This window comes from Pseudomonas sp. LTGT-11-2Z (assembly GCF_003691445.1).
Classification (GTDB): domain Bacteria; phylum Pseudomonadota; class Gammaproteobacteria; order Pseudomonadales; family Pseudomonadaceae; genus Aquipseudomonas; species Aquipseudomonas monteilii.
In genome coordinates this window covers 5,810,329-5,824,025 of sequence record NZ_CP033104.1, presented here as the reverse complement: position 1 = coordinate 5,824,025, position 13,697 = coordinate 5,810,329, and the positions used below count along the sequence as shown (strand labels likewise).

General features: G+C 62.6%; 8 protein-coding genes. 2 read left to right on the top strand and 6 right to left on the bottom strand.

The window, feature by feature from the left end; genetic code table 11:
- Window positions 1-13: 13 nt before the first annotated feature.
- Window positions 14-901: an acyltransferase gene (locus D8767_RS27465; protein ID WP_016714533.1), complete on the bottom strand. Its 888-nt coding sequence runs from the start codon at window positions 899-901 to the stop codon at window positions 14-16.
- Between the two features lie 182 nt (window positions 902-1,083).
- Between D8767_RS27465 and D8767_RS27460 the strand changes: the two genes are divergently transcribed.
- Window positions 1,084-1,584, top strand: coding sequence for an ATP-dependent zinc protease (locus D8767_RS27460; RefSeq protein ID WP_122048476.1), 501 nt, complete (start codon window positions 1,084-1,086; stop codon window positions 1,582-1,584).
- A gap of 13 nt (window positions 1,585-1,597) precedes the next feature.
- On the opposite strand, the gene D8767_RS27455 is transcribed toward D8767_RS27460, so the two are convergent.
- From D8767_RS27455 to aceE, 5 genes are all read right to left on the bottom strand, one after another.
- Window positions 1,598-2,221 carry a glutathione S-transferase gene (locus tag D8767_RS27455; protein ID WP_016714535.1) on the bottom strand — a complete coding sequence of 208 codons (624 nt, stop codon included), beginning with the start codon at window positions 2,219-2,221 and terminating at the stop codon, window positions 1,598-1,600.
- A 3-nt stretch (window positions 2,222-2,224) separates the two neighbouring features.
- A complete protein-coding gene (gene msrA / locus D8767_RS27450) occupies window positions 2,225-2,893 on the bottom strand; it encodes a peptide-methionine (S)-S-oxide reductase MsrA (RefSeq protein ID WP_016714536.1) in 669 nt (222 codons plus the stop codon).
- 106 nt (window positions 2,894-2,999) lie between these two features.
- Complete coding sequence (locus D8767_RS27445) at window positions 3,000-5,690, bottom strand: bifunctional diguanylate cyclase/phosphodiesterase (protein WP_016714537.1); 2,691 nt, start codon at window positions 5,688-5,690, stop codon at window positions 3,000-3,002.
- A gap of 315 nt (window positions 5,691-6,005) precedes the next feature.
- Window positions 6,006-7,646: a dihydrolipoyllysine-residue acetyltransferase gene (gene aceF, locus D8767_RS27440; protein ID WP_028699073.1), complete on the bottom strand. Its 1,641-nt coding sequence runs from the start codon at window positions 7,644-7,646 to the stop codon at window positions 6,006-6,008.
- 13 nt (window positions 7,647-7,659) lie between these two features.
- On the bottom strand, window positions 7,660-10,305 hold the full coding sequence (gene aceE / locus D8767_RS27435) for a pyruvate dehydrogenase (acetyl-transferring), homodimeric type (protein WP_016714539.1): 2,646 nt from the start codon (window positions 10,303-10,305) through the stop codon (window positions 7,660-7,662).
- Window positions 10,306-10,688: 383 nt separating this feature from the next.
- Between aceE and glnE the strand changes: the two genes are divergently transcribed.
- Entirely contained in the window at window positions 10,689-13,622 is a 2,934-nt protein-coding gene (glnE, locus tag D8767_RS27430) for a bifunctional [glutamate--ammonia ligase]-adenylyl-L-tyrosine phosphorylase/[glutamate--ammonia-ligase] adenylyltransferase (protein ID WP_016714540.1), read from the top strand.
- The last annotated feature ends 75 nt before the right edge of the window (window positions 13,623-13,697 follow it).

The following is a 13,697-nucleotide window of genomic DNA, read 5'->3' as shown; positions in this document are numbered from 1 at the left end:
GGCGATGGAGATCTCAGCCCATATCCGCCCGCAACTGCTCGATCCGCTGATCCTTTTCCAGCCACAGCTGGTTCACCCAAGCCTGCACGGTCTGCCTGAAGGCCGGGTCATTTTCATAATCCCCATCCCACAAGGCGGGGTCCAGCTCACGCACCTGAATGTCGATAATCACCCGGCTAATGCTGCCGTTGAGCAAATCCCAGAACCCCGGCGCCTTGTTGCCGGGGTACACGATGGTAACGTCCAGCAGGGCATCCAACTGCTCACCCAATGCCGCCAGCACGAACGCCACGCCGCCGGCCTTGGGCTTGAGCAGGTAGCGATAAGGCGACTGTTGTTCCTGGCGCTTGGCTTCGGTGAAGCGCGTGCCTTCGAGGTAATTGACCACGGTGACGGGCTGGCGCTTGAACAGCTCACAAGCGGCCTTGGTGATCTCCAGGTCCTTGCCCTTGAGTTCGGGGTGCTTGTCTAGAAACGCCTTGCTGTAGCGCTTCATGAACGGGTAATCCAGCCCCCACCAGGCCAGGCCCAGCAGCGGTACCCAGATCAGCTCCTTCTTGAGAAAGAACTTGAAGAACGGCGTGCGGCGGTTGAGGCTTTCGATCAGCGCGGGGATGTCGACCCAGGTCTGGTGGTTGCTCACGGCCAGGTACGAGGTGTCTTTGCGCAGGTTCTCGACGCCGCGAATGTCCCATTGGGTAGGAATGCACAAGGCGAAGATGGCCTTGTCGATTTCCGACCAGGTTTCGGCTACCCACATCACCGCCCACGAGGCATAGTCGCGGCCACGGCCCGGCAACACCAGTTTGAGCAGGGCGAAGACCAGCAGCGGGCAGATCAACACCACGGTATTGAGCAGCAACAGGGTGGTAGTGAGAATGCCGGTCAGCAGGCGACGCATAAGGAGACTCTTGTTGTGGGAGATAAACGGTTGGCAATGATAAGCAGCGCCGTGGCCTACGCCAAATGTCCAATGCCCGACGGCAGGGACAAATGTTTCACAACATGTTGGTTAACCTTGTGACAGCGAACCTATTCTGCCCGTGCAGTCTAAGCACTGACCCCTCTCAAGGAAGCCTGCCTGTGAAACCTCTGCTTGCCCTGTTGTCGTTGTTGGCACTGCCGGTAATGGCCGCCGAGCCTACGATCTATGGCCGTTACGAGAACATCACCCTGCCCGAGCTGAGCGAAACCCTGAAGGCCAAGATGGACACCGGTGCCTTCACCGCGTCGCTATCGGCCAAGGACATCGAACTGTTCACCCGTGATGGCGAGGAATGGGTGCGCTTCCGCCTGGCCACGAAAGACTCGGACGGCAAGGTGTACGAGCACAAGGTGTCACGCATCAGCAAGATCAAAGGCCGTGCCGATGAAGAGGAAGAAGGCGATGCGCCGGAAATCTCCAAGCGTCCGGTGGTGGACCTGGAGCTGTGCCTGGGTGACGTGAAGCGCACCATGGAAGTTAACCTGGTGGACCGCAGCAGCTTCAATTACCCGCTGCTGGTGGGTTCCAAGGCGCTGCGTGAGTTCAAGGCGGCGGTGAACCCGGCCAAGAAGTTCACCGCCGGCAAGCCGGATTGCTGATTCAAGAGGCCGGTCAGGCCACCGGCGTTGTGGCGACCATCGATGGCCGCTTGGCCACCTCGGCGTACCACGCCGCCAAACCTGGCTGGCGCTCACGCCAGCCAAACGCCGGCTGACGTAAGTCCAGATACCCCAGCGCACAGGCCACACCAATCGCTGCCAGGTCGAACCCGGACATCAGCTCGGGCAAATGCTCCTGCTCCAGGTTGGCCAGGCTACGGCGGATCTTGTCGCCCTGCGCCTGCAACCAACCGTCCCAGCGCTTGTCCTCGGGCCGCAGGAAGCTTTCATAGCGTGACGACACCGCTGCATCCATGATCGCATCAGCCTGCGACACCAGCGTCATGCGCCGCCAGCGCGCCGAGCCTTCGCGTGGCAGCAGCGGCAGGCCGACGTGCTGCAGGTCGAGGTACTCGCAGATCACCCGGCTGTCATACAGCACGGTGCCGTCTTCCAGGCGCAGGGCCGGGATCTTGCCGATCGGGTTGTCCTGGTTAAGCTGCGGGTCACTGCTCACCGGGCTGATGTTCACCGGCTGCAGCTGCACCCGCTCAAGTTGGCCGGTCTCATGCAACACCACCATGACCTTGCGCACGAAAGGCGACAACGGCGAGTGGAACAGGGTCATCGTGCTCATGCTTCAGTTGCCCTGCAGGCTGGGTGGCAGGCATACACCGGTGCCGCCGATACCGCAGTAGCCGTCCGGGTTCTTGGCCAGGTACTGCTGGTGGTAGGCCTCGGCGAAGTACACGGTCGGTGCCTGGTCGATTTCAGTGGTGATTTCACCAAAGCCTGCCTTGTTCAGTTCGACCTGGAAGGCGTCGCGGCTGGCCTTGGCCTGTTCCAGCTGTTCCGGGCTGGTGCAGTAGATGGCCGAGCGGTACTGGGTGCCGACGTCATTGCCCTGGCGCATGCCCTGGGTCGGGTTGTGCAGTTCCCAGAACATCGCCAGCAGCTCACGGTAGCTGACTTTGTCCTTGTCGAACACCACCAGCACCACTTCGGTGTGGCCGGTCAGGCCCGAGCAGACTTCTTCGTAGGTAGGGTTTGGGGTGAAACCGCCGGCGTAGCCGACCACAGTGCTGACCACACCTTCACGCTGCCAGAAGCGGCGCTCGGCGCCCCAGAAGCAACCCAGGCCGAAGATGGCGAAGTCGATGGCGCCTTCGAAGAACGGGCCGAGCAGCGGGGTGCCTTCGAACACGTAATGGAACTCGGGCAGGGTCATTGGCGTTTCGCGGCCAGGCAGCGCCTGCTCCGCAGTTGGCATGACGTTTTTGTTCACCAGGATTTCCGAACGCAGGACCATGGCCGTTCCTCTGTTTTTTTTCAGTTGGATAGGTGTTGAGGCATTCGCGGGCATGCCCGCGAAGAGGCCCGAATGGCTTCTATAGTGCCCGAGGTTTACGCCGCTGTCAGGCCACCGGGCCACGCGGGTAGCGCTTCAGCCGCTCAGCCAGCTCCCGTCCCGGAATCGGCCGGTCGAACAGGTAACCCTGGCCCACGTCGCAACGGTGGCGGCGCAGAAACGCCAGCTGCTCCGGCGTCTCGATCCCTTCAGCCACTACCTTCAGCTTGAGGTTGTGCGCCATGGCCACCACCGCCGAGGTAATTTCCATATCGTCCTGGTTGTCGGGGATCTCATTGATGAAGCTGCGGTCGATCTTGAGAATGTCGATCGGAAACTTCTTCAGGTAGCTGAGCGAGGAGTAACCGGTGCCGAAATCGTCCATGGCCAGGGTCAGGCCCAGGGCCTTCAGCTCGTCCAGCTGGCGGTGGGTGTCTTCGGTGGCTTCCAGCAGTAGGCCTTCGGTCAGCTCCAGCTCCAGCAGGTGCGGGGGCAGGGCTTCTTCCTTGAGGATGGTGCTGATAGAGGCTACCAGGTCGGGGTCGGAAAACTGCTTGGGCGACAGGTTGATCGCTACGTGCAGGTTACCCAAGCCGGCCTCGCGCAGTTGCTGGCTCATGCTGCATGACTGGCGGATCACCCATTTGCCAATGGGAATGATCAGGCCGGTTTCTTCTGCCACGCTGATGAACTGGTCCGGGCGGATCATGCCGCGCTCGGGGTGGTTCCAGCGCAACAGCGCTTCCAGCCCCAACAGGCGGCCGCTGCGCAGGCAGATCTTGGGCTGGTAGAACACTTCCAGCTCGTTCTGGGTAAGGGCACGGCGCAGGTTGTTCTCGACGAACAGTTTGTAGCTGGCTTCGGCATTGAGCACTTCGGTAAACACCTGCACCTGATGCTTGCCGTTGGCCTTGGCCTTGTGCAACGCCAGGCCGGCGTTTTTCATCAGGCTGGCCGGGTCAGCGCCGTGCAGCGGCGCGTAGGCCAGGCCCACCGAGGCCGTGACGTTGATCAACTGGTTGTCGACGAACATCGGCTTGTCGAGGGTGCGCAGCAATTGCTGGGCAACGCCTTGGCCATCTTCCAGGCTGGTGTCGTCAAGCAATACCGCGAACTCGTTACTGGCAAAGCGCGCCAGGATACCGCCGGTGTGCAAGCTGTTGCGCAGGCGGCGGGCCAGGCTGATCAGCAGCTTGTCACCGGTCTGGTGGCCAAGGCTGTCGTTGATGCGCTTGAAGTTGTCGATGTCCACCAGCAGCAGGCACATCGCGCTTTCGCCATCGCGGGCAAAGCACTCGTCCAGGCTGCGGATGAACGCCGGGCGGTTGCCCAGGTTGGTCAGGTTGTCGGTGTAGGCCAGTCGTTCGATGCGCTGCTGGGCCAGCTTGGTCTGGGTGACGTCTTCGTATATGCCGATGTAGTGGGTCAGCTCACGGTTATCGCCGTACACCTTGGAAATCGACAACTGGCCCCAGTAGGGCTCCAGGTTCTTGCGCCGGCTCTTGAACTCGCCCTGCCAGCTGTTGCCCATGGCCAGGCTCGACGGCGAGTCGAACAGCAATTCGCTGAGGTTCTCCAATGCCGGCAGCTCACCCAGGTGACGGCCTTGCACTTCATCGGTGCTGTATTGGGTGATGGCAGTGAAACTCGGGTTGACGTACTCCACCCGGCCATCGCGGTTCACCAGCAAAAAGGCGCTGGCGCTTTGCTCGACGGCACGCTGGAACAGGTGCAATGCGCTGGCCGCAGTGCGCCGGTTGTGGTTGGTGATGACTTGGGCGAACTGGTCGGCCAGCTCACCTGCAAAGGCAATCTCGTCCGACTGCCAGGCCCGTGGCTGGCCGGTCTGCTCAAGGCACAGCACGCCGACTACCTGGCCATCGACACGGATACTGGCGTCGAGCATGGCCTTGTTTTCCGGGCGCAGGCTTTGCGCCAGGGCACGGGTGCGTGGGTCGTGGCCGGCGTTGTGGGCGTCGATGGCGCGGCTGGCGTGCAGCGCGTCAAGGTAGTCGGGGAAGTGGCTGGCATCGATGGCTTCGGGCTGGCGATGCTCTTGTGCAACGCGGTACCAGGCGGTGATCGGTTCCAGACGCTGGTCGTCCAGGTGCCAGATGCTGGCGCTGTCGACCTTGTAGATTTCGCAGGCGCTGCGGGTAATCAGCTGGGCAGCTTCCAGCAGCGAGTTACCGGCACTGTAGCGCTGGCGAGCCAGGCGCAGGATCAGGTCCTGCTGGCCACGCACGCGCTCCAGGTGTTCCAGCTGCTCTTGCTGGGCGCGCTGGTTCAGTTGCAGGGCCAGCTGCAGGCGGTTGTTGCGTGATTCCAGATCGTTGGCGTCGGCTTCGCCGGTATCGTCCTGCTGGTCATCGAGCACGCTCAGGTAGCCGCGCAACAGCTGGCGGTTATGCTGCTTGTAGGCTTCACCCACCTCCAGCAGGCGCAGCGAGGCGCTTGGCGTGTGCAGGGTGTAGCGCACGCGGTAGTAGCCGCGCTGTGCCAGTTGCAGTTGGACCTCGTCGTGCAGCCGGTAGCGTGCTTCCGGTTCCATCAGGCTGGCGTAGGGTGCATCTACCAAGGCACAAAGGTCGCCGGCGTGCAGGCCGAACTGGCGCTCGCAGGCCGGGTCCAGGTAGAGCATGGCCCAGGTGGCTTCGTTGAGCCGTTCGAAACGCAGCATGCCGAGCCGCGAGGGCACGGGTAACGGCGTGACGACCTCGGCCGCCACACGGCTGGCGGCATCGGGTTGGCTTTTCATCGAAGACTCGCTTGAAGAGGGAACGCGGCCTTGCGGCGGCGGCAGATTCGGCAAGGTTGCATCATGTCCCGAGGGCTGGCAAGCGGCCATGCGTGATGCTGTGTACGGGTTATCGGCTGTTGGGCCGGAAATGTTAGTTCGCCTTGAGAATTTTGGCGCCTGGGAAACCGAGCGCCGCGCGGGCGGCGCTCGATCTCCCCGGCGCCACAACCCTATCGGCGGACAAAAAAAGCCCCGCCAATCGACGGGGTTGAGGTACGAGCGTGGCAGCTCGAAAAGGGTACTGCCCCTCGCAAGGAGGGGCAGCGGGCTGCCTTACAGCAGCATGGTGCGGATATCGCCCAGCACGTCGCCCAGGCGCTTGGTGAAGCGCGCGGCGGCTGCGCCGTTGATCACACGGTGATCGTAGGACAGCGACAGTGGCAGCATCAGCTTAGGCTGGAAGGCCTTGCCATCCCACACAGGCTGCATGGTCGCCTTGGAGACGCCCAGGATAGCCACTTCCGGCGCGTTGACGATCGGCGTGAAGCCGGTGCCGCCAATGTGGCCGAGGCTGGAGATGGTGAAGCAGGCGCCTTGCATCTCGTCGGCCGACAGCTTCTTGGTGCGGGCTTTTTCGGCCAGCGCAGCCGCTTCGGCAGCCAGTTGCAGCAGGCTCTTCTGGTCGACGTTCTTGATCACAGGGACCAACAGGCCGTCCGGAGTGTCCACGGCGAAGCCGATGTGCACGTACTTCTTGCGGATGATGGCCTTGCCGCTTGGTGCCAGCGAGCTGTTGAAGTCTGGCAGTTCCTTGAGCAGGAAAGCACAGGCCTTGAGCAGCAGTGGCAGCACGGTCAGCTTCACCCCAGCCTTCTCGGCCACGGCCTTCTGCGCAACGCGGAAGGCTTCCAGCTCGGTGATGTCGGCGGAGTCGAACTGGGTCACGTGCGGCACGTTCAGCCAGCTGCGGTGCAGGTTAGCGGCACCGACCTGCATCAGGCGAGTCAGGGCCACTTCTTCCACTTCACCGAACTTGCTGAAGTCCACGGCAGGGATCGGCGGGATGCCGGCGCCGCCGGTTGCACCGGCAGCGGCCGGAGCTTCCTTGGCCTTCTGCATCATCGCTTTGACGTAAACCTGCACGTCTTCTTTCAGAATGCGGCCGTGCGGACCGGTGGCGGCAACAGCGCCCAGGTCGACACCGAATTCACGGGCCAGCTGACGAACGGCTGGGCCTGCGTGAACCTTGGCGTTGCTGCCAGCGGCCGGTGCGGTAGCAGCCGGTGCTGGGGCAGCAGCCGGGGCGGCAGCGGCGGGTGCGGCTGCCGGAGCAGCCTCAGCCTTGGCTGGCGCCGGGGCAGCAGCAGCGGCCGGAGCGGCAGCCGGGGCTGCGCCAGCGACCTTCAGCTTGAAGATCAGGTCGCCAGTGCCGACTTCGTCTTCCAGCTTGCACAGCACTTCTTCGACCACGCCAGCAGCTGGCGACGGGATTTCCATGGAGGCCTTGTCGGACTCCAGGGTAATCAGCGACTGGTCGGCTTCGACAGTGTCGCCGACCTTGACCAGCACTTCGATGATCTTGGCCTTGCCCGACGAACCAATGTCCGGCACGTGGATGTCCTGCACGCTGGCGGCAGCCGGGGCTGCGGCTGGCGCAGGGGCGGCTTCGGCAGCAGGTGCTGGGGCAGCAGCCGGGGCAGGAGCAGCAGCGGCCGGAGCCTCAGGGGCCGCAGCAGCGGCGCCCTCGGCTTCCAGAACCAGCAGTTCGTCGCCTTCTTTCAGGCGGTCGCCCAGCTTGACCTTCAGTTCCTTGATGACGCCGGCCTTGGGGGCCGGGATTTCCATGGAGGCCTTGTCGGACTCCAGGGTCAGCAGGCTCTGGTCAGCCTCGATACGGTCACCGACCTTGACGAACAGCTCGATGATTTCACCTTCACCGCTGCCGATGTCAGGTACGCGAATGAGTTCGCTCACTTAAAAATACTCCTCAGCAGTCCAGTGGGTTGCGCTTGTCCGGGTCGATACCGAACTTGACGATAGCGTCTGCAACAACCTTGGGTTCGATCTCGCCACGGTCAGCCAGGGCTTCCAGGGCAGCCAGCACCACGAAGTGGCGGTCGACTTCGAAGAAGTGACGCAGCTTCTTGCGGCTGTCGCTGCGACCGTAACCGTCGGTACCCAGGACCTTGAACTCTTTGCTCGGAACCCACTGGCGAATCTGCTCGGCGAACAGTTTCATGTAGTCGGTAGAGGCGATGACCGGGCCTTTGCGACCGTTCAGGCACTGCTCGACATAGGTCTGCTGTGGCTTCTGGCCAGGCTTCAGGCGGTTGGCGCGTTCTACGGCCAGGCCGTCGCGGCGCAGTTCGTTGAAGCTGGTGACGCTCCATACGTCGGCACCGACGTTGAACTCTTCACGCAGGATTTTCGCCGCTTCGCGGACTTCGCGCAGGATGGTGCCGGAGCCCATCAGCTGTACGTGGTGCGCGGCTTCGCGGGTGTCTTCTTCCAGCAGGTACATGCCCTTGATGATGCCTTCCTCGACACCGGCCGGCATGGCTGGCTGCTGGTAGGATTCGTTCATCACGGTGATGTAGTAGAAGATGTCCTGTTGCTCTTCGGTCATCTTCTTCATGCCGTCCTGGATGATCACCGCCAGCTCGTAGCCGTAGGTTGGATCGTAGGTGCGGCAGTTCGGGATGGTGCCCGCCATCATGTGGCTGTGACCGTCTTCGTGCTGCAGGCCTTCACCGTTCAGGGTGGTACGGCCGGCGGTACCGCCGATCAGGAAGCCACGGGTGCGGCTGTCGCCAGCGGCCCAGGCCAGGTCGCCAATGCGCTGGAAGCCGAACATCGAGTAGAAGATGTAGAACGGCAGCATCGGCTGGTTGTGGCAGCTGTACGAGGTACCGGCAGCGATGAACGACGACATGGCGCCGGCTTCGTTGATGCCTTCTTCGAGGATCTGGCCCTTCTTGTCCTCGCGGTAGAACATCACCTGGTCTTTATCGACTGGCTCGTAGAGCTGGCCGACCGACGAGTAGATGCCCAGCTGGCGGAACATGCCTTCCATACCGAAGGTACGGGCTTCGTCCGGGATGATCGGGACGATGCGCTGGCCGATTTCCTTGTCCTTGACCAGCTGCGCCAGAATGCGCACGAAGGCCATGGTGGTGGAGATTTCGCGGTCGCCCGAGCCGTCCAGGATCGCTTTCAGCGTTTCCAGTGGCGGGGTCGGTATGCTGAAGCTCTTGGCACGGCGCTGTGGCACGAAACCGCCCAGGGCAGCACGGCGCTCGGCCAGGTATTTGGCTTCGGCAGAACCTTCTTCCGGCTTGAAGAACGGCAGGTTTTCGAGGTCGGCATCCTTGACCGGGATGTCGAAGCGGTCACGGAAGTGACGCAGGCTGTCGACGTCGACCTTCTTGGTGTTGTGCGCTGTGTTCTTGGCTTCGCCGGCACCGGTACCGTAACCCTTGATGGTCTTGGCGAGGATGACGGTAGGCTGGTCCTTGTGGTTGACCGCCTGATGGTACGCTGCGTAGACCTTGTACGGGTCGTGGCCGCCACGGTTGAGCTTCCAGATCTCTTCGTCGGACAGGTCTTCGACCATGGCCTTGAGCTCTGGGGTGTTGAAGAAGTTCTCACGAACATACGCGCCGTCTTTGGCTTTGTAGTTCTGGTACTCGCCGTCGATGACTTCGTCCATGCGGCGCTGCAGGGCACCGTTGGTGTCCTTGGCGAACAATGGGTCCCAGAAACGGCCCCAGACAACCTTGTTGACGTTCCAGCCACCGCCACGGAACACGCCTTCGAGTTCCTGGATGATCTTGCCGTTGCCGCGAACCGGGCCGTCGAGGCGCTGCAGGTTGCAGTTGATGACGAAAATCAGGTTGTCCAGCTTCTCGCGGCCGGCCAGGGCGATTGCGCCCAGGGATTCCGGCTCGTCGCACTCGCCGTCGCCCATGAAGCACCAGACCTTCTGCTTGCCGGCCGGGATGTAGCCACGGGCTTCCAGGTACTTCATGAAGCGTGCCTGGTAGATGGCCTGGATCGGGCCCAAACCCATCGATACGGTCGGGAACTGCCAGAAGTCAGGCATCAGCCATGGGTGCGGGTACGAAGACAGGCCGTTGCCGTCCACTTCCTGACGGAAGTTGTTCATCTGGTCTTCGCTGATACGGCCTTCCATGAAGGCACGGGCGTAGACGCCTGGGGAGGCGTGGCCCTGGAAGAAGATCAGGTCGCCGCCGTGTTCTTCGGTCGGGGCCTGGAAGAAGTAGTTGAAGCCGATGTCGTACAGGGTGGCACTGGAGGCGAAGCTGGAGATGTGTCCGCCCAGGTCCGAGTCTTTCAGGTTGGTGCGCATGACCATGGCCAGGGCGTTCCAACGCACCATCGAGCGAATGCGGCGTTCCATGAACAGGTCGCCAGGCATGCGTGCTTCGTGGGTGACAGGGATGGTGTTGCGGTATGGCGTGGTGATCGCATACGGCAGCTGGGAGCCACTACGGGTGGCCAGCTCGCCCATACGGGTCATCAGGTAATGAGCGCGGTCTTCGCCTTCTTTGTCGAGGACCGACTCCAGGGCATCCAGCCATTCCTGGGTTTCGATTGGATCGAGGTCTTGCATGGCTTGCTCCAGGGCGGAAAGGCAACCAGAATCGATTGCCTGAAGTTGCGACTGGCCTTATGGGCAGACGTCGTGAATTCTTGGATTACCGGGGTGTCTTCCGGCGCGTTGTAGTTTTACTACATTTGCTTTCGCATTTCATGCTTTTACACGACGCGAGTAGTAGTAAAACTACATTTGTGCGACGTTTGGTCGCACCTTGGCTTGTGAGGAAAAACGTTCATGTTGGTTGGCATTGTGTCGCGAACGGGTGGTTCTTGATGTTTGTTGCCAAGTTTTCGTTTTTTTCAGCTATTTCCAACTTTTGTACGACAGTCCAACCGTGGTCCGGCTTCCCCTTGGCCGCTTTTTCCCCTCTATTTCACGCCGATCAAGGATAGACCATGCGCCTGCCTTTGCCGTCCGATCTGCCCGCCATCCTCCAGCCACTGGTCGCTCGCAACCAGCAATTCCTCAGCGATGCGCTAGCCGCTCACCCTGAGCTCGACCTGAATGCCTGGAGCCCGCTGCACCGGCAGCAATTCGACCAGGTGGCCGCAGCCAGCGATTTTGTCCTGGGCCTGGCCCAGCGCGAGCCGGCCATGCTGTTCGGCCTGCTGACCAGTGGCGAGCTGGAGCGCCGTTATGCACCGGGTGAGCTGCGCGGGCACATCGCGGCGGCCGCCCAGGCGGCGCAAAGCGACGATGAGCTGGCGCGCAACCTGCGCCGTGAGCGCAACCGCCAGCAGCTGCGCATCATCTGGCGAGACATCACCCGCCAGGCGGAACTGGGTGAAACCTGCCGCGACCTGTCGGACCTGGCCGATGCAGCCATCGACGAAGCCTACCAATGGCTGTATCCGCGCCATTGCCAGCAATTCGGCACGCCCATCGGCAACCGCAGCGGCCAGCCGCAGCACATGGTGGTGCTAGGCATGGGCAAACTGGGGGCGGTGGAGCTGAACCTGTCGTCGGACATCGACCTGATCTTCGGCTTCCCCGAAGGCGGCGAAACCGAAGGGGTGAAGCGCTCGCTGGAAAACCAGGAGTTCTTCACCCGCTTGGGCCAGCGGCTGATCAAGGCGTTGGACCCGGTTACCGTCGACGGTTTCGTGTTCCGCGTCGACATGCGCCTGCGCCCCTATGGTTCGGCCGGCGCACTGGTGCTCAGCTTCAATGCCCTGGAGCAGTACTACCAGGACCAGGGGCGCGACTGGGAGCGCTACGCGATGATCAAGGCGCGGGTGGTGGCGGGTGACCAGGCTGCCGGCGCACAACTGCAGGAGATGCTGCGCCCGTTCGTGTACCGCCGTTACCTGGACTTTTCCGCGATCGAAGCGCTGCGCACCATGAAGCAGCTGATTCAGCAGGAAGTGCGGCGCAAGGGCATGGCCGACAACATCAAGCTGGGTGCCGGTGGTATCCGCGAGGTTGAGTTCATCGCCCAGGCTTTCCAGCTGATCCACGGCGGGCGCGACCTGAGCTTGCAGCAACGGCCGTTGCTCAAGGTGCTGGCCACCCTCGAAGGCCAGGGTTACCTGCCGCCGGCGGTGGTCGCCGAGCTGCGCGAAGGTTATGAGTTCTTGCGTTATACCGAGCATGCCATCCAGGCCATCGCCGACCGCCAGACGCAAATGTTGCCAGAGGGCGAGACCGACCAGGCGCGGGTGGCCTACATGCTCGGTTTTGCCGACTGGCAGAGCTTCCACGACCAGTTGACCTATTGGCGTGGCCGTATCGACTGGCACTTCCGCCAGGTGATCGCCGACCCGGATGATGAAGACGGTGAAGGCGAACTGGTGGTGGGTGGCGAATGGTCGCCGCTGTGGGAACAGGCGCAGGATGAAGAAGCCGCTGGCCGGCAGCTGGAAGAGGCTGGCTTCAAAGAGCCTGTCGAAGCCTTGCGGCGTTTGGCGGGGCTGCGCTCAAGCCCGCAGTTGCGGTCGATGCAGCGCATTGGCCGTGAGCGGCTGGATGCCTTTATTCCGCGCCTGCTGGCCCAGGCGGTCGAGCACGATAATCCCGACTTGGTGCTGGAGCGTGTGCTGCCACTGGTCGAAGCCGTGGCGCGGCGTTCGGCTTACCTGGTGCTGCTGACCGAAAACCCGGGTGCCCTGCGCCGTCTGCTGACCTTGTGCGCCGCCAGCCCGTGGATTGCCGAGCAGATTGCGCTGTACCCGTTGCTGCTCGACGAACTGCTTAACGAAGGCCGCCTGTTCAGCCCGCCCCTGGCTCCGGAGCTGGCCAGCGAGTTGCGCGAACGCCTCACGCGCATCCCCGAGGATGACCTGGAGCAGCAGATGGAGGCGCTGCGCCACTTCAAGCTGGCCCACAGCCTGCGTGTGGCCGCGTCGGAAATCAGTGGCAACCTGCCGTTGATGAAAGTCAGCGACTACCTGACCTGGCTGGCCGAAGCCATCCTCGACCAGGTACTGGCCCTGGCCTGGCGCCAGACCGTGGCCCGCCATGGCCAGCCCAAGCGCAGCGACGGCAGCCTCTGCGATCCGGGATTCATCATCATTGGTTATGGCAAGGTCGGCGGCCTGGAGCTGGGGCACGGCTCTGACCTGGACCTGGTGTTCATCCACGACGGCGACCCGCAAGAGGAAACCGACGGTGCCAAGCCCATCGACAGTGCGCAGTTCTTCACCCGGCTGGGCCAGCGCATCATCCACCTGCTGACCACCCAGACCAACTCGGGCCAGCTGTATGACGTGGACATGCGCCTGCGTCCGTCCGGCGCCTCCGGCCTGCTGGTGAGTTCGCTGGGCGCCTTCGAGCGCTACCAGCAGAACGAAGCCTGGACCTGGGAGCATCAGGCCTTGGTGCGGGCCCGCGTGCTGGTGGGCTGCAAGCAGGTTGGCGCGGCGTTCGAAGGCGTGCGTGCCAAGGTGCTGGGCCAGGCCCGCGACTTGGAAAAACTGCGCACCGAAGTGAGTGAAATGCGCGCCAAGATGCGTGACAACCTGGGGACCAAGGCCACGGCTGCGGGTACTGCGGCTAACGCGTTCGAGGCCGGTGTGCCCTTCGATATCAAGCAGGATGCCGGCGGTATCGTCGATATCGAATTTATGGTGCAATACGCGGCTTTGGCCTGGTCCCATGACCACCCGGCCATACTCCGATGGACCGATAACATCCGCATTCTGGAAGAACTGGAGCAGGCGAGTTTGATGCCGGCCAGTGACGCGGTGCTGTTGCGTGAAGTGTACAAGGCGTTCCGCTCAGCCTCGCACCGCCAGGCCCTGCAGAAGCAGGCCGGGGTGATCGACGCGGCGCAGTTTGCCGATGAACGCCGTCAAGTGCGGCGGATCTGGGGGGAACTGGGTTTGACCTGACGGCCCACCGTCCCCACAGGGGCTGTGATCAGCCATGGACTTGCCTGAGTGGTACACTGTCCGCCACATAGCCTG